This is a genomic window from Clostridium sp. chh4-2 (genome assembly GCF_002899675.1).
In the GTDB taxonomy this organism is placed as follows: Bacteria; Bacillota; Clostridia; order Lachnospirales; family Lachnospiraceae; genus CHH4-2.
The window spans coordinates 266,118-281,780 of sequence record NZ_PKUU01000004.1 but is presented as its reverse complement, the minus strand read 5'-3'; the positions used below and the strand labels follow the sequence as shown (position 1 = coordinate 281,780).

The 15,663-nt window shown below is 44.4% G+C and carries 12 protein-coding genes; 7 read left to right on the top strand and 5 right to left on the bottom strand.

The window, feature by feature from the left end; all coding sequences use genetic code 11:
• Positions 1-103 precede the first annotated feature (103 nt).
• Positions 104-1,339 carry a D-alanyl-D-alanine carboxypeptidase family protein gene (locus C0033_RS06255; RefSeq protein WP_103227007.1) on the top strand — a complete coding sequence of 412 codons (1,236 nt, stop codon included), beginning with the start codon at positions 104-106 and terminating at the stop codon, positions 1,337-1,339.
• 134 nt (positions 1,340-1,473) lie between these two features.
• Here the strand turns inward: C0033_RS06255 and C0033_RS06250 are convergent, their stop codons facing one another.
• Positions 1,474-3,717 carry a hypothetical protein gene (locus C0033_RS06250; RefSeq protein ID WP_103227006.1) on the bottom strand — a complete coding sequence of 748 codons (2,244 nt, stop codon included), beginning with the start codon at positions 3,715-3,717 and terminating at the stop codon, positions 1,474-1,476.
• A complete protein-coding gene (locus C0033_RS06245) occupies positions 3,662-5,899 on the bottom strand; it encodes an MMPL family transporter (RefSeq protein WP_103227005.1) in 2,238 nt (745 codons plus the stop codon). Before C0033_RS06245 ends, C0033_RS06250 begins: the two co-directional genes overlap by 56 nt.
• A gap of 268 nt (positions 5,900-6,167) precedes the next feature.
• Here C0033_RS06245 and C0033_RS06240 point away from each other — a divergent pair, with 268 nt between their 5' ends.
• Both C0033_RS06240 and C0033_RS06235 read left to right on the top strand, forming a co-directional pair.
• A complete protein-coding gene (locus C0033_RS06240) occupies positions 6,168-6,761 on the top strand; it encodes a TetR/AcrR family transcriptional regulator (protein WP_103227004.1) in 594 nt (197 codons plus the stop codon).
• 315 nt (positions 6,762-7,076) lie between these two features.
• Positions 7,077-9,404, top strand: a complete 2,328-nt coding sequence (locus tag C0033_RS06235; RefSeq protein WP_103227003.1) for a diguanylate cyclase — start codon at positions 7,077-7,079, stop codon at positions 9,402-9,404.
• A 154-nt stretch (positions 9,405-9,558) separates the two neighbouring features.
• On the opposite strand, the gene C0033_RS06230 is transcribed toward C0033_RS06235, so the two are convergent.
• Positions 9,559-10,560 carry an ABC transporter substrate-binding protein gene (locus tag C0033_RS06230; protein ID WP_103227002.1) on the bottom strand — a complete coding sequence of 334 codons (1,002 nt, stop codon included), beginning with the start codon at positions 10,558-10,560 and terminating at the stop codon, positions 9,559-9,561.
• 71 nt (positions 10,561-10,631) lie between these two features.
• Positions 10,632-11,903 carry an acyltransferase gene (locus C0033_RS06225; RefSeq protein ID WP_103227001.1) on the bottom strand — a complete coding sequence of 424 codons (1,272 nt, stop codon included), beginning with the start codon at positions 11,901-11,903 and terminating at the stop codon, positions 10,632-10,634.
• 142 nt (positions 11,904-12,045) lie between these two features.
• Here C0033_RS06225 and C0033_RS06220 point away from each other — a divergent pair, with 142 nt between their 5' ends.
• Together C0033_RS06220 and C0033_RS06215 are read left to right on the top strand one after the other, a co-directional pair.
• Complete coding sequence (locus tag C0033_RS06220) at positions 12,046-12,852, top strand: Cof-type HAD-IIB family hydrolase (RefSeq protein ID WP_103227000.1); 807 nt, start codon at positions 12,046-12,048, stop codon at positions 12,850-12,852.
• Between the two features lie 84 nt (positions 12,853-12,936).
• Positions 12,937-13,230: a YerC/YecD family TrpR-related protein gene (locus C0033_RS06215; protein WP_103226999.1), complete on the top strand. Its 294-nt coding sequence runs from the start codon at positions 12,937-12,939 to the stop codon at positions 13,228-13,230.
• A gap of 55 nt (positions 13,231-13,285) precedes the next feature.
• On the opposite strand, the gene C0033_RS06210 is transcribed toward C0033_RS06215, so the two are convergent.
• Complete coding sequence (locus tag C0033_RS06210) at positions 13,286-13,909, bottom strand: DUF1836 domain-containing protein (protein WP_103226998.1); 624 nt, start codon at positions 13,907-13,909, stop codon at positions 13,286-13,288.
• A 209-nt stretch (positions 13,910-14,118) separates the two neighbouring features.
• Between C0033_RS06210 and C0033_RS26880 the strand changes: the two genes are divergently transcribed.
• Both C0033_RS26880 and C0033_RS06200 read left to right on the top strand, forming a co-directional pair.
• Entirely contained in the window at positions 14,119-15,003 is an 885-nt protein-coding gene (locus tag C0033_RS26880; protein WP_180994584.1) for a hypothetical protein, read from the top strand.
• A gap of 251 nt (positions 15,004-15,254) precedes the next feature.
• Positions 15,255-15,638: a RidA family protein gene (locus C0033_RS06200; RefSeq protein ID WP_103226997.1), complete on the top strand. Its 384-nt coding sequence runs from the start codon at positions 15,255-15,257 to the stop codon at positions 15,636-15,638.
• The last annotated feature ends 25 nt before the right edge of the window (positions 15,639-15,663 follow it).

The window sequence follows — 15,663 nt, the reverse complement described above, 5'->3', positions numbered from 1 at the left end:
ACTATCTCTTCTTTTTCGTAATATTAAATGTGCCTATATAGTATATCATAAAAAAAATAAATTTCCCATACATTAGTAATAGAATTTAGAATAGAGGGATGCTATGAAACGAATCGCAGCTATATGGTGTACGTGTCTGCTGATCCTGGCTTATCCGCTTCAGGTGATCCATGCAGAAGAGCCGAGTCTGGTGGTGAGCGGCAATGTAATCTATAATCAGAACGAAGATACCAAGGAAACCGCCTCAGGCCCGGAGACCCAGGCTCCATCCGCACTTTTGATGGAAGCGTCAACCGGCCAGGTAATTTATGAGAAAAATGCGGATGAACAGAGAAGCCCTGCCAGCATCACGAAGATCATGACCCTGATCCTGATCTTCGATGCGATCGAGTCGGGAAAAATCAAAATGACGGATGAAGTGGTAACCAGCGCCCACGCCAAATCCATGGGCGGCTCCCAGGTATTTTTGGAGGAAGGAGAGGTACAGACCGTGGAAACGCTGATCAAGTGCATCGTGGTGGCGTCGGGAAATGATGCCAGCGTCGCGATGGCGGAGTACATTGCCGGAGATGAGGGGACATTTGTACAGATGATGAACGAACGGGCTAAAGGACTGGGCATGAACAACACCCATTTCGAGGACTGCTGCGGCCTGACGGATTCCCTGACCCATGTGACCACGGCCAGGGACATAGCGCTTATGTCCAGAGAACTGATCAACAAATATCCTCAAATACATAACTATTCTACCATATGGATGGAAAACATCACCCATGTTACCAAACAGGGAACCAAGGAATTTGGCCTTTCCAATACCAACAAACTGCTGAAAATGGCCACTAATTTTACAACGACAGGCCTGAAAACCGGCTCCACCTCACTGGCTAAATACTGCTTTTCAGCCACCGCAGAAAAGGATGGAGTCCGCCTGATCGCAACGGTCATGGCAGCCCCTGATTATAAAGCCAGATTCGCCGATGCCCAGACCCTTTTAAATTACGGATATGCCAACTGTAAATTATATGAAGATAAAGAAATGCTTCCATTGCCGGAAATGATGGTGAAAAACGGAGTGGAAGAAACGGTTCCGCTGAAATACGGAGGCACATTCTCCTATCTGAGCCTGAAAGGGGAAGATTTTAATAATATTGAAAAAGAACTGGTATTAGAAGAACTTTTAGAAGCGCCTGTGGACCCGGGACAGGTGGCAGGTACGCTGAAATACAGCTTAAACGGCAAGGCGCTGGGAGAGGTGCAGGTTTTGACGAACGGGACCGTGGAAGAGGCCGGATTTAAAGATTATTTCGGTAAACTCTTTGACGGATGGCTGATCGGATAGCCGGAAATAAATGGATTTTGCGGATGAAGCCGTTTTTTGCATCGAACCATTGGCACGGTATAGAAAACCGGAGAGTTGCCTAAAAGAATCCGGCCAGCTTCCCAATGAAGCCGGCCGGATTCTTTTGTGTGTTATTAACTAAACAGAGAGCAGATAACCTCCCAAATTTTCCTGAAGATATTAGCGATCCGGTGGAAGACATTGCCGTCGGGTTTGAAACTTTCATCCACGGTGACGCTGCTGTCATCATCCTCTTTTGTCAATTCTTTTGTTCTCAGGATAATCTGGATGGTGTTTGGTTCCGGATTTTTAGACGATGTCATGGAAACCGGTTTTGCTTCCGGGTCCAGATTCAGGATCGTTGTCTTTTCCTCTGTGTATTCCTTCCATTTATCATCAATGGTATCTTTAATCGTATCTTTTGCCTGCCGGACGGTTTCGGTTTGGGCCAATCCGGAATTGGCGTGTTCCAGAATATCCGCCAGACCGTTTAATGTCTTCCGGGTTCCGGAATTCAGCGGTTCTCCAACAGCTTTTATCTGGTCTTCCAGAGAACCCAGGAAGAGATTGAGGGAATCCAGGCCTTTTGCAGCCGCATCGGTCAAAGCGCCCGCATCCTTTAACGTACTGATGGCTTCGGGATAATAATAATCAAGGGTAATATCCAGGTCGTCAATGTCGCTTATGATATCTTCCCCGATATTGGAAATATCTCCGATCACATCGGCGATATCCCGGGCATCCGTCATGCTGCTGCTAAAAGAGTCTTTATGGGAGCCCAGCAGGGTAAGCAGCTGTTCCGTCATGGAAATCATGCTGCTGATATCGTCGGTAACTTCCGTGTTGCCTGCCAAACCCGCCGTGGACTGGAGAATGGCTGCCAGGGCCGGCTGAAGATTGGAAGGGATAATGGGGTCCGCATCAGAGGCGGAAGCCGTCTTCAGGTCATTGATCAGTTCGATGCCCGCATCTTCGTCCATATAGTCGGATAAATAGTCCAGCAAATCTTCCATATCTTCCGGATCATAGTCAGAATAATCGTCAAGGCTGGACAAAAGCGCCTGATAGGACCGGAGGGAAGACGAGCTGGCGTTTATCTGTGCCATAGCAGAACCCAGGCCGCTGATTGCCTGGACAAATGATTTTTGTGAGGATTTGACCCTGTCCAGGTCGTCCTGCGTTTTGGCTAACAGCTGCAGAAACGCGTTGGAGGCCATATTGGCTTCCGGGCTGTTTAAAAACTTTTTGATCTCGTCAATATTATCTCTTAAATACCGGACGCTGTCTTTTAAATCCCCCATTTTAGGGCCAATATCATCCAGATCATAGACAAGCTGATCCAGTTTTTCCTTGATATCGGATAAGGCATTCTGCGCTTCGTCGGTATGTTCCTTAAATGGTTTTAAGGTGGCGGACAGGCCGTCTAAATCGGTGCGGGCCGCATCGGCTTTCTCGTAGACAGAATCTTTGGTGGACTGAATGATCTGGCGCGTCTGGTCTAAGTCCCTCAGACCTGAGACGGTGCCTGAGATTCCTTCCTGCATCTGTTCCATGGAATCCAAAAGGATATCTAAGCTGTCGCTGACTGCATCGGCCGAATCTTCCAGGGTTTCCTTTGCTTCTTTTAAATCTGCAACCTTGTCTAACTGAGCCAGCGTTAACGGGATCATCATGAACACCAGGCCTGAGAATTCGAAATCATCGCTTCCGATGGCTATGGTATAGTGGCGTTCCTCGCCTGGAAAAACGAGGAAGAGGACTGCATTCAGATTGCCCATGCTTTGAATCTGCGCCCCTTCGGCACGTACGCTTAATGCTTTATCCATATCCACTACGGCTGCGGCTGTTAATGCCATATTATTGCGGTAATAATCAGAAATCTGTTCATTGGGAATGAGGTCAATACTTATTTCCACCATCCCGGATGCGCCTGCCAGCTCTTCCGCGCTCCGCTCCACGCCGTTTAACAGATATTTAACCTGTATGGTCCAGGGGAGGGCGGAAGGAAGAATGTCTGTTTGACCTTCAAAGTAAAATAAATCTTCATTTCCGTCTAAAGGAAAAGTAACGCTGCCGTCTTCCCCGGTCTCGGGCTCAGCGTGTGTGGTCAGATTAGTTACGGATTTGTAATTGCCGTAATCCTTAATTTCACCTGCGCCTGTGATACGGAACCGTTTTACAACGCTGCTTTCTTCAAACTCTCCATAGGGATTCATGGTGATGTACATGGTTTCATCATAATTGGGAGACTGGGTGTATGCAAAAGACGGCAGCACTCCGAAAGCGGTCAGGAGAATGGCCAGGTATCCGGCCAGAATCCGTTTATTTTGTTTCCTGAGAATCCGGTCTTTCAAGTTCATTTTCTGTATTAATTTCATTATCCTTCCCCCCTTCTGTCTCTGCTGGGTCTTCAGAATCATTTGGCGTCTTCTTTTTTATGCCTGAAAAATGCTTTCGTTTGGGTTTAATTTCTTCCTCCCGGCAGACATCCGTATGGTGCTTTTGAATCTGGCGGTCAAAGGAGTTCAGCAGGGCGGGCAGAAGAGAGAGCACTAAAACCATGCTGAGCAATGCGCCTCTGCCCACCAGGCGCCCTACCTGGGAAATGGCCTGGATGGATGAGGTGAAATAGAGCAGATAACCGACTACGGTCAAAATGCCTCCGGACGTCACAATGGACAAGGTACTTTTGGAGATGGCCGTGATCTGGGCCTGCTTTTTGTTCATGGTCTTTCGAAGAGCCAGGTAATTATTGGTCATCAATATGGAATAGTCAATAGTTGCCCCCAACTGAAGGCAGCTGACAATGATATATCCGATGTACACCAAACTGTCGCCCATCACATAGGGAAGGGTCATATTCAGATAGATGGCAACTTCAATTGGAATGATGACGAGAATCGGAACCAGGATGGAACGAAACGTAATCATTACTACAATAGCAACTCCAAACAGGGATAAAAGGGATACTTTATTATAGTCGTCCGTTAAGATATCCCGGATATCAATGGTGGTGGCCGTCATACCGATCACATAGGAATTGTCCGGATAAAAACTTTTTATCGTCTCTTCCAGCTTTTGATTGCATTCAAAGGCATAGGAACTTTCCTGTTCCGTGTCCATGGAAATCATGATTCTGGCATACTGGTCGGTTCTCAACTGTTTTTTTATATCCTTTGGCAGAAAACTTTCCGGTATTCCGGCAGGAAGCGTTCCGGCCATGGACAAGGCGTAATTGACAAAATCCAGGTCTTCCAAAGTGTCTGTCAGTTCCCGTTCCTGTACGATGGAACCGTTGGGAACAATGGCGATGACTAAATTGGATTTTCCGAACAGATCGTTGATCTCTTTTGTATCTTCATATACCCTGGTGCCCGGTCCGGCCCCTATCGCGTCATCTCCGTAATAGAATACATTCATGCTCTGCCCGAAGTAACAAGGAACCGCCACGAGAAGCGCGAACAGAAATACGAAATGACGGATCTTATACATGGCTTTGCCAAAACGGTCAAAGGACGGAAGAAACGGTTTGTGGGCAGTTTTAATAATTTTATCGTCAAAATGAAGGATCAGCGTGGGCATCAGAAGAAGTACGGTGGCCAGGCTGCAGATGATTCCTTTTGTCAGAACAAAGCCCACATCCTTACCGATAGTAAAACGCATAAAGGCGATTACGATGAATCCGACTATGGTGGTGGCTCCGCTGGCTAATATGGAACTGCAGGCTTCTTTGATTGCAGCTTCCATGGCGGCATTGTTGTCAAGACCCGTCTTTTTATGGTCGTTGAACGTATGTAAAAGGAAGATAGAGTAATCCATGGAAACCGCCAGCTGCAAAATAGCAGCCGTGGAAAATGTAAAAAATGAAATGGTTCCAAATATGATATTCGAGCCCATATTCAATATAATGGCCACAATCATCACAAAGATGAAGAGAAATGGTTCCAGCCAGGAGGTAGTGGTTAAAGTCAGAATCAGCCAGATGATCACAAGAGCCATGACGATCGCAATTGCGATTTCGCGGGTGATGGATGCCTCCCTCTCTTTGCTGGAAACTGCGCTGCCTGAAAAACAGCTCCGGTCCCTGCCTGCGATCTCATAGATCTCATCCAATGCTTTATGGGTGGTTTTATCGGAATCCCCGTCTTTGAAAATCACTTCCATCACCGCATTGCCGTCTTTATAGAATTCGTCGGTCAGATCATTGGTAATGAACTCATTTCCCATATAGACATTGGTGAGCAGATCGGCTCCCACGATTAAATCCACGCCGTCAACTTCGGAGATTTGGCTGCGGATTCGTTTGGCTTCCTGAAGGGAGACTCCTTTTACCATAATTCTTGCGGTTCCAGGATAGCCAAATTCCTGCTCCATCACATCCAGCGCCTGTTTTGTCGGTGCAAATGCGGGCAGATATTTGCTCAGATCGTAGTTGACTCCAACAAAAGGAAAGCAGACTGCGCAGAGAATGACTGCAATCAAAAAGAAGCGCTCAATGGCTTTTCCCCGATAGACAATCAGATGAACAATTGTTTGAAACAAGTTCTCATTATTTTTCATGTGCCACCTCTTCTCCAATATGATAGGGGGAGATTATTATAAACAAGCATCTACTAAATGTCACAAAGTTGACTTTTGAACACATGTATATTATAATACAGATGTTGATAACCTTCAATCATCAATAATTTTTCTAGTGATCATTAACCGACATTGTTTTCATCCCGGTACAATAATCAACATATTTCTAAAAAATGATGATAAATTTCAGACTGAACTGTTTCAAAATTTGCAAAGGCCGCCAAGGCGGCGGAATCGAGGTTTCTATATGGATGAGAAAGATAATTCAAAACAAGACCGGAGAATCCGGCGCACGCAGAAGCTGTTAAAAGACAGCCTGATTCAATTGATGAAGGAAAAGGAATTTAAGAATATTTCTGTAAAAGATGTCACCGACCGGGCGGATTTAAACCGCGGAACTTTTTATCTTCATTATACGGATACTTATCATCTTCTGCAGCAGATGGAGAATGAAGTGCTGGAAGATTTTCAGGAGATGATTAACTGTTACGGCCATTCTTTTAAAAGGGATACCATGCTTCCAATTCTGACACCCATTCTCAGTTATATTGAGGAGAACACACAGATCTGCAAGATCTTGTTTGAAAACAGTGCGGCCAATGATTTTGTGGACCGTTTCCATCAGCTGATCCGCCAGAACGGAGTGGTGATTATTAAAGATACATTTCCGGATGCGGACGATACGGTGGTTTCCTGTTTTTTTGAATTTGTCACATATGGGCTGATCGGGCTTTTGAAGCATTGGATTGACACGGGAATGGTGCAGTCCAGACAAAAGCTGGCTGAACTTGCGGACAAGGCGGTTATGGGGACGGCATACAATTTATTGGAAATTAAATGATTTCAGTTCAATAAAATGCTTTGGCAGAAGCCGGAGGGAAAAGGAGAAAGAGAAAAACAGCTCTTTCTTCTTTTTTATGGTATCATATTCGGAACCGGCACAGGCATCGAAAGGCGGAACTGCTGCGTTAAAAGGTGTTGCTTTAAAAATAATATGTAAGGTGTATACAACTGTAAAAATAGTTTTTTTTATGATATAATGGCATTAAATATTATTTCTAAGCGAATCAGAATGGAACAGGAAATCCTGTTTTCTGGCTGCCGCCGGAAATTAGCGGCTGAGACAGCATTGGAAATCGCATAGAAAGGAGAAGGCATGGATTTATCTGATTTTAATGAAACTCCTGAATTAAAGCAATCAGAAAAAGAATTGAGACAGAAGCTGGAGGAGAATGCCAGCCGTTTGGAGTGGGCAAATCAGAGCATCCGCACCTTGTATAACAGCGTGCCGGGAGGCATTTTCCGGTGTTATTTTGATGATAAACTTACACTCCAGGAGATGAGCGATGGATTTTTGTCCATGGTTGGTTATACGGTAGAAGAGGTGCACGAAGAATTAAAGGACAGCCTGAGATCCTTAATTCATCCGGATGATTATGATATAGCTATAAAAGATGTATGTGAACAGCTGAAAAAGGGGAATACCAAGGAGATACATTACCGTCTGCGCTGTAAGGACGGCCATTTCATCAGCGTTTTAGATAAGGGAACTCTGCTTAAAGATTCGGAGGGAAATGAATCGTTTTATTGCATCGTGGTGGATATTTCCAAAACAAAGGAGATGGAAGAGGAGCTGCGCCTTAGCTTAGGCAGGTACCAGATCATCACCGACCAGACCAATGATGTGATCTTTGAATGGGATATAGAGAATGACACGCTGACCGTAACCCGCAACTGGGAGAAGAAATTTGGAAAACGTAATTTCCCCAATGGCTGCAGCCTCTATGCGATTCTGAACGATCATAAGGGAAATCCGTTCAGCAGGGAAGATATGGATCTGGTCCGTGAATGCATTCATGATATAAAGACGGGAAAACCATATGTGGAAACGGAACTCAGAATACGCAACAGCAAAGGCGAGTATATCTGGTGCAGAATCCGGATGACTCAGCAGTTCAACAAAAACGGGGAGCCCATCAAGGTAATCGGCGTGCTGATCGATATTGACCGGGAACGGAGAACGTCTATCTCATTAAAAAAGAAGGCGGAGCAGGACGCTCTGACCGGAATGTACAATAAGATTGCAACCCAGTCCATGATCAGTGAATATCTGCATAACAGCCCTGACAGCAGCGTATTGATGATTATCGATATTGATAATTTTAAGATTGTCAATGATACCTTGGGGCATCTGTATGGGGATGCGGTTTTAAGCAATCTGGCCCGGGAGATGAACGCCTCATTCCGCGATTCTGACATTTTGGGAAGGATCGGCGGGGACGAGTTTATCATATTCTTAAAGTCTGTGGACAATTTAGACCTTATAGCCCGGAATGCAAAGCGGGTTCTGGATCTGTTCACACAGCTGGAGGTAAATGGACATCTGATGAAGGAGATTTCCTGCAGCATCGGCATCGCCTTATTTCCGGATCATGGCAGGGATTTTACGACGCTGTATCAAAATGCCGATTATGCCTTATATCAGGCAAAACATGAGGGGAAAAACAGATACTGCATCTATGATGAAGGCTCCATTCATGAATACATAAGAAATCAGAAACATTTGATCTCCTCCGTGGGTTCCAAGATCGATTCAAATCAGGATGTCCACGTTATGAATGCCGATCTGGTAGAATATGCCTTCCGCATTTTATATAATTCCGGCGATGTGGATGCGGCTATCTCCAATATTTTGGAGATTATCGGCAACCATTTTGACGTGAGCCGGGCATATATTTATGAGTACAGCGAAGACGGAAAGCGTTACAGCAATACATTTGAATGGTGCAACAAAGGGATACCTTCCCAGATGGCAGAGCACCAGAACCTGATTTATGAGAGAAAGGGCAGTCAAGCATACTGCCAGTATTTTAATGAAGAGAATCTCTTTTACTGTTCCGACATAACAAGGCTTCCCGATGAGTTTTACCGGGAATTTGAAAAGGGCGGTGTAAAAAGCGTGCTTCAATCTGCAATTACGCAGGACGGAGAGTACCGGGGGATGGTGGGCTTCGACGATTGCCGCCGGAACCGCTACTGGACAAGGGAACAGGTGGATGTTCTGGTACTGATATCTGAAATCATAGCCACTTTCCTTCTGAAACAGAGAGCCATAGAACAGTACAGGAAGGAAAATGAAGGCCTTCTCTCCGTGCTGGACAATCAGAACAGCTGGATCTATGTGATCGAACCGGAGACAAAGCAGATGCTGTTTGTCAACAAGAAGACGAAACAGAGAGTGCCCGGCGCTAAGGAAGGGATGTACTGCTATAGGGAGTTTTTAAACAGGGAAACCCAATGTGAACGGTGCCCTGCAGACCATATCCATCCGGGAAACTGTAATTGTACGTTTGAGATATACAATTCTTATCTGAATATCTGGTCGAATGCTGATGCATCCGCTATTTGCTGGAAGGGGAAGGATGCGATATTGATATGCTGTCATGATATTACGGAATTGAAAAAAAATGCTGATAAGGCGTGAATGAGAGATTGTTCGAGTGTTTTTCTGATATCGAAGCGAGAGCGGACATTTTGTTTTTAGATTTTGTGTTAGTAAGCTGATGAATAACAGGGAAGGAGTGTGATACAAGGCAGATGCCTTGCATCACACTCCTTTCCTGCGTACTTGTTAAAAATTACTTGTTTGCAGCTTTTTCAGAAAACTGTGTTGTTACCAGATCTTCATAAGGCACTTTCTGAGAGAGTTCTCCGGATTCTTCCAGAATATTCTGAAGCAGGTCGAAGCTGCTCTTTTCAAAGATGGTGTCGCCTTTCCAGGTATCCTGGGATTTATAGCGGTCCACGATTATGGTGATGTTTTCAACCGGAGTTTCTTTGAACTGAGGCTGGATGGTTTTGGCAATTTCTTCGGCGGAATGGGTATTCACGTAGTTGAGACCTTTTTGGATAGCGTTAGTGAATTTTTGAACAGTCTCAGGGTTCTTTTCCAGATAGCTTTTTTTAGCGCTGTAGGCAGTGTACGGAACATAGCCGGAATCGGTGCCTAAGGAGGCCACTACATAGCCGCTGCCTTCCAATTCAAGGCCGGTAGCGAAGGGTTCGAACTCAACGGTGTAGTCAGAGTCATCGCTGGTGAATGCCGCCGCAGTCAGCCCAAAGCTGATGCTCTGGTCGATGGTTAAGTCGTTTTTTGGATCGATGCCGTTTTTCTTCAAAATATACTCGAATACCATTTGAGGCATTCCGCCTGCTCTGCCCCCAAGAACCTTGGTCCCCCGCAGTTTATCCCAATTAAATTCAGCGTCCGGCTGTCGGCCAACCAGGAAGTTTCCGGCTCTTTGTGTCAGCTGTGCGAAGTTTACCGCATAATCCTCAGATCCATTGGCGTATGTGTAGATGCTGGCCTCAGACCCCATAAAGCCGATGTCGGCATCGCCTGAAATCAGGGCGGTCATGACTTTATCCGCTCCGGCGCCGTTAACTAAAGTCAGGTCAAGCCCTTCCTCTTCAAAATATCCCAGCTCGATGGCTGCATACTGGGGAGCGTAAAAAATGGAATGAGCAACTTCATTTAATGTAATTGGAGTCAGGCCGTTTTTGGTATCCGCTTTGCTGCAGCCGGAAAGCGGCATGCAGACCAGAGTGACGGCAGTCAATATGGTTAAAATTTTTTTCATTAAAGCCTCCTGGTGATGATTTACTAATAATACATTGTATTAAAAAATACCAGGAGTGTGCCTGTCTCAGCCTACTTTGAAGCGTTTTTAAAACGGGCGGGCAGAGAACATAAAGATTGAAAAATAAAGTCCATGCATAGCACGATGGTGTTGTCATAGAAAAAGGAAAATACCAGGCTTATGGCCAATGTGAGAAGAACAGCAAGAGGCGTGCCGCCGATAATTCCAAAACTCAGACCATTTATCCCCAGCTGTTTGTCCACCACCTCAAAGAGAATCAGCCAGTGGATCAAAAGGATGGAAAAACTGTATTTGCTGATCACAGACAAAGCGGCTGGAATCCTTGAGAACCCGGTGGCGCCATGTTTTTTGAAAAACATGAAAATAGAGCAGGATAAAAACATCATAGGCGGCGCGTTGTTATACAATACGGCGCCGTAATCGTCAAATGTATGGATGGTCAGGATAAAGACCAGAACGGACAATATGCCGAGGCCCGTTATCAGCCGGTAGTATTTTTCACTGGATCTGCGGGTGCAGAAATATCCCAGAATAAAGATGGATTCCCAGGAAGCCAAAAATGTGGATGCAGCAAAGCCCAGATTCAGATACGGTGCATAAGTGAAGAAAAAATGGAGGCAGAAGATAACCGCCACCAGAGCTCCCAGCATCCGGTCGGACATGTGTTCCATCATAATTCTGAAAAATGGAGCCGTAACGTAGAACATGAGAATCACAAATACCAGCCAGAAATGGGGGGTCAGCCCGCTGCTGTTGCTTAAAAAGCTCCGGATTAATTCTTTCCAGTTCTGAGGATAGAATACGGAAAATCCGGACGCATAAAACCGGTAAAACAGGTAGTAGGCAAAACAGGGGATGAGCACTTTGGAAAGCCGTTTTTTATAAAAGGTGAGTACAGGTTCTTCTTTTCCGTTTAACAGCAGGGCTCCGCTGAGCATCATGAACAGCAGATTGCAGCTTAAACATAAACTGGCCAGGACGGCCAGAATCTCCCAGGATAAGGTATGGGGAGTCAGCTGTTCGTAAGCGGATTCCATGACGTGAACACAGATGACAAAAAGAGCGGCCAGCACCCGGAGCCAATCCATATAGACGATCCGGCCGGGGGACGCCGTATTGCCGGACAGAAGCATTTTTGTATAGTTTGGCATGGTGAGGGAGCGTTTATAGTGAAGGAACAGGGAGCCTGTGATCAGGATTCCTATGATGCAGTAATTTTTGATGCTGAAAGGCCTGCTGAAAAGACCGTGTCTTGATTCGGCCAGCAGATAGACCAGCGAGGTCAGAAAAAAGGCTGTAAAAGGAAGTTTCAGTCGTTTCATGGGGATATTCTCTCCTTTATAATGCAGTTTACGATTGACTGCAAATGTCTTTATGGTACAAATCTCAGCTTCTAAGTTTTTAGTATATCATCAAACCTTAAAATATGCTATAATCCCAGTAGTAAATTCAAGGAGAAACAATATGGCGTATCAAATGATCGTGCTGGATTTAGACGGCACATTGACAAACCGCGACAAAATCATCACGCCCCGGACAAAAGAGGCATTGATGAAGGCTCAGGAGCAGGGAAAAACCGTTGTTCTGGCATCCGGCCGCCCTACATATGGGATAATGCCCCTGGCAAAGGAATTGAAACTGGAAGAATATGGAGGTTTTATTTTATCCTTTAACGGAGGAATTATTATCAACTGCAGGACGATGGAAACCGTATTCCAGCGCCAGCTTCCCATAGAATCCAATGCGGGAATCATCCATCTGGCGGAGCATCACAGGGTCAATATTCTGACTTATGAGAAGGACTGGATCGTGGTATCGGACCCGGAGGACGAATATGCGGTCAAAGAGTCTGTGATCAATCATCTGCCCCTCCATCAGGTCAATATGATGGATTATGTGAAATTTCAGGTTCCCAAATTCCTTATGCTGGATGATGGGGATTATTTAGCCATGGTGGAACCCAAGGTGAAAGCAGTTCTTGGCAAGAATTTCAGCGTTTACCGTTCGGAACCGTATTTCCTGGAGATTCTTCCAAAGGGAGTGGACAAGGCCCAGTCTCTTGCCAGGCTTTTGGAAAGCCTGAATCTGAAAAAAGAGGAGATGATTGCCTGCGGAGACGGATACAATGATCTTTCCATGATCGAATTTGCAGGTTTGGGAGTTGCCATGGAAAATGCTGTGCTTCCGGTGAGAAATGCGGCAGATTATATCACTTTGTCCAACAATGATGACGGGATAGCCCATGTGGTTGAAAAATTTATGCTTTCTTAATGAATGGGGATGGACTTTACGACTTTAATATGCTAAAATATCCGAAGAAAGCAAAATAATTCTTTAAAAAGAGGATTGGATTTTATGAATAAAAAGATTAGAACAGAAGCAGTTGACCATCTTTTCCAGGCCATACTGACTTTAAAAGATGCGGAAGAGTGTTATACTTTTTTTGAGGACGTTTGTACAGTCAATGAATTATTATCTTTGTCCCAGCGTTATGAGGTTGCCAAGATGCTGAGAGAGGGAAAGACATATCTGGAGATCGCTGAAAAGACCGGCGCCTCCACTGCTACGATCAGCCGCGTAAACCGCTCATTAAACTATGGCAATGACGGATATGATATGGTATTTAAGCGGTTGGATGAAGAGGAATAGATGCGTATAAAAAAGAACTTACCGGACGGATGGAACATGTGGTAAGTTCTTTTTATTATTTTTTCTTTTTGCGTTCGGGCAGTTCTGCTTCCTGTTCTTCACGCATCTGGTCAATTATATTCTCAATCATCTGCTTTTTCAGATAAACGTCAAAGCTTAACTCGCAGATGAATGCAAACAACTGAAGGTATTCCTTATCTTCGCATTCCAAATCGGCAAAGGTGGATTGGGATTTTTCGTATTTGACTAAAACGTCCTGCTTTAAACGCTCCATCTGGCTTTCTTCCAAAGAAAAAATCTCTTCATAAATCTTCTGTAAAGTCGGATTGGAACCCGATTCAAAATGATTCTCCGTAAGCGGAAGAAACAGCTGCTCAATGTCGTTGATGGAGAGCAGATTCTTATAATAGTAAATAAAGATCAGAAGCAGGATATGTTCCCTGGAGTATTTTTTCTTATTAGGCGGAGGAAGCAGGTTGTTCTTAGCATAATTATTGATCATGGTTTTGGTCAAAACCTTATCTTCCGGATAGCGTTTGGCCTTCCGGAGGTTTTCGTCCATGAACGTGGTAACCTGGTCCATATATAATTCGATATTGGGGATTTTAGCCGATTTTACATAGGACAAACTTTCTAACCGGTCTAAAATACCTTGTAATCTTTCGTCGTTGCTTTTCATTGTTTCACCTCATGTCTTATTATATAGTATTCAATACTAGATGACAAGAGGTAAAAATCAGTAAATTAAATTTATTGCAAGAAAATAGTTGTTTTCATTTTATTATAGCGGATTTTTCCGTTTCTTAATATTACAAGAAAGAATACGGCCCGGAGGTTTTACCTGGTTATTATAAACGGATGAAAAGCAGTTTCAGAGAGGAGCGCAGTATGAGACTTAAATGTGCGATGGGATTATTACTTGTTGGTATCAGTTCTTTTGCAGTTTCCTTAGATTCATTCGCCGGACAATGGATTTACGATGAGAATAAGGCCGGCGAACCTGGTGTCAGCAGCTGCTGGTACTCTGAGGATGAGGGATATCCGGCGGATGAGTGGAGATGGATTGACGGCAGGTGTTATTATTTCAATCAAAACGGCTGGATGTTATCCAATACGACAACGCCGGATGGTTATAAGGTGGATTCAAGCGGAGCCTGGGTTCCGGATATTATGGAAGCTTATCCTGTGAAAATGTCTTTTAATACGTTGCTGTTTCCTTTTACGGAAGATGGAGAGGATTATTGTATACAGGACAAAGAAACAATCGATAGGATCGTTCAGATGCTGGGGACGCTTAATTTATCTGCGGTGCAGCCTGGAGAGGATACCCTTTATTATGGATCGACCAATGTTTTGACTCTGTTCTATGAGGATGGAACCAACCAGCGGATCAGCTGGTTAAATCCTGTTTTAACTACAAATCATTCAAGCTACTGGATTAAAGAGGGAAATACGGATTTGATCTGCAGCGAAATCTATAAAAATTGGTTTCAGTCCTATATCGATAATGGAGCATATGAAGTGCTGCCGGAAGGAACCGTATATAATCTCAGGAAAAATTTAGAAAATGATGTAATTGTATATTTTGAATTGCGTACGGATTCAGGAGAGACTTATTACATAGATTGTTCCGACGCCAGGACAGAAGACAGCACCGGAAGGGGCTGGGCAGTCTTTTTTAACGGTTTTAAAGTGCGCATTCTATATGACGCTGTAGAAGACGGGATCTGTCATGCTAAGATCATTTTAATCACTGGAGGAGACTTGATATAGTGTTAATGAAAAGCAGTTTCCTGTGCAGAAGTAATTCCGATGGCTTATTTTTGCGCCAAAATTTGCGCTGGAACTAAAAATTTGAATAGCGGATGGAATCCTGGCATGTTTGGCATTTGCCAACGAAAAAAACACTTCATCATGAAAAGAATAAAATGAAAACTCAATATAAAAAAGATTGTATTATCCTAAAAAATTTTGTATAATGAGTAAAGCATATTTTATAAAAATAAGTAGGAGGAGATATTATAATGAAGAAAGTATTTGCAACAGACAATGCACCGGCAGCAATTGGACCATATTCACAGGCAGTACGCGGAGGCGACTACGCATTTGTATCAGGACAGCTTCCAATCGATCCTGCAACAGGAGAATTTGCAGGTTCCGACATTAAATCCCAGACAGAGCAGTCTTTAAAGAACATTAAAGCAATTCTGGAAAGCGAAGGCTTATCCATGGCAAATGTGGTTAAGACTACGGTTCTTCTGGACAATATCGCAGATTTCGGCGCTATGAACGAAGTATATGCAACCTTCTTCTCAGGCGCATGCCCTGCAAGAGCGGCTTTTGAAGTGGCTGCTATTCCTAAGGGAGCATTAGTTGAGATCGAAGCAATTGTTTACTGCGGAGAATAAATACAGCGGGAAAAGGGTGTTACGG

Bases quoted from the DNA above. Each gene is read 5' to 3' on its own strand.
- C0033_RS06225 (WP_103227001.1), bottom strand. From the start codon at position 11,903: ATGAAACGACTGAAACTTCCTTTTACAGCCTTTTTTCTGACCTCGCTG.
- C0033_RS06200 (WP_103226997.1), top strand. From the start codon at position 15,255: ATGAAGAAAGTATTTGCAACAGACAATGCACCGGCAGCAATTGGACCA.
- C0033_RS06240 (WP_103227004.1), top strand. From the start codon at position 6,168: ATGGATGAGAAAGATAATTCAAAACAAGACCGGAGAATCCGGCGCACG.
- C0033_RS06220 (WP_103227000.1), top strand. From the start codon at position 12,046: ATGGCGTATCAAATGATCGTGCTGGATTTAGACGGCACATTGACAAAC.
- C0033_RS06235 (WP_103227003.1), top strand. From the start codon at position 7,077: ATGGATTTATCTGATTTTAATGAAACTCCTGAATTAAAGCAATCAGAA.
- C0033_RS06250 (WP_103227006.1), bottom strand. From the start codon at position 3,717: ATGAAATTAATACAGAAAATGAACTTGAAAGACCGGATTCTCAGGAAA.
- C0033_RS06255 (WP_103227007.1), top strand. From the start codon at position 104: ATGAAACGAATCGCAGCTATATGGTGTACGTGTCTGCTGATCCTGGCT.
- C0033_RS06230 (WP_103227002.1), bottom strand. From the start codon at position 10,560: ATGAAAAAAATTTTAACCATATTGACTGCCGTCACTCTGGTCTGCATG.
- C0033_RS06245 (WP_103227005.1), bottom strand. From the start codon at position 5,899: ATGAAAAATAATGAGAACTTGTTTCAAACAATTGTTCATCTGATTGTC.
- C0033_RS06210 (WP_103226998.1), bottom strand. From the start codon at position 13,909: ATGAAAAGCAACGACGAAAGATTACAAGGTATTTTAGACCGGTTAGAA.
- C0033_RS26880 (WP_180994584.1), top strand. From the start codon at position 14,119: ATGAGACTTAAATGTGCGATGGGATTATTACTTGTTGGTATCAGTTCT.
- C0033_RS06215 (WP_103226999.1), top strand. From the start codon at position 12,937: ATGAATAAAAAGATTAGAACAGAAGCAGTTGACCATCTTTTCCAGGCC.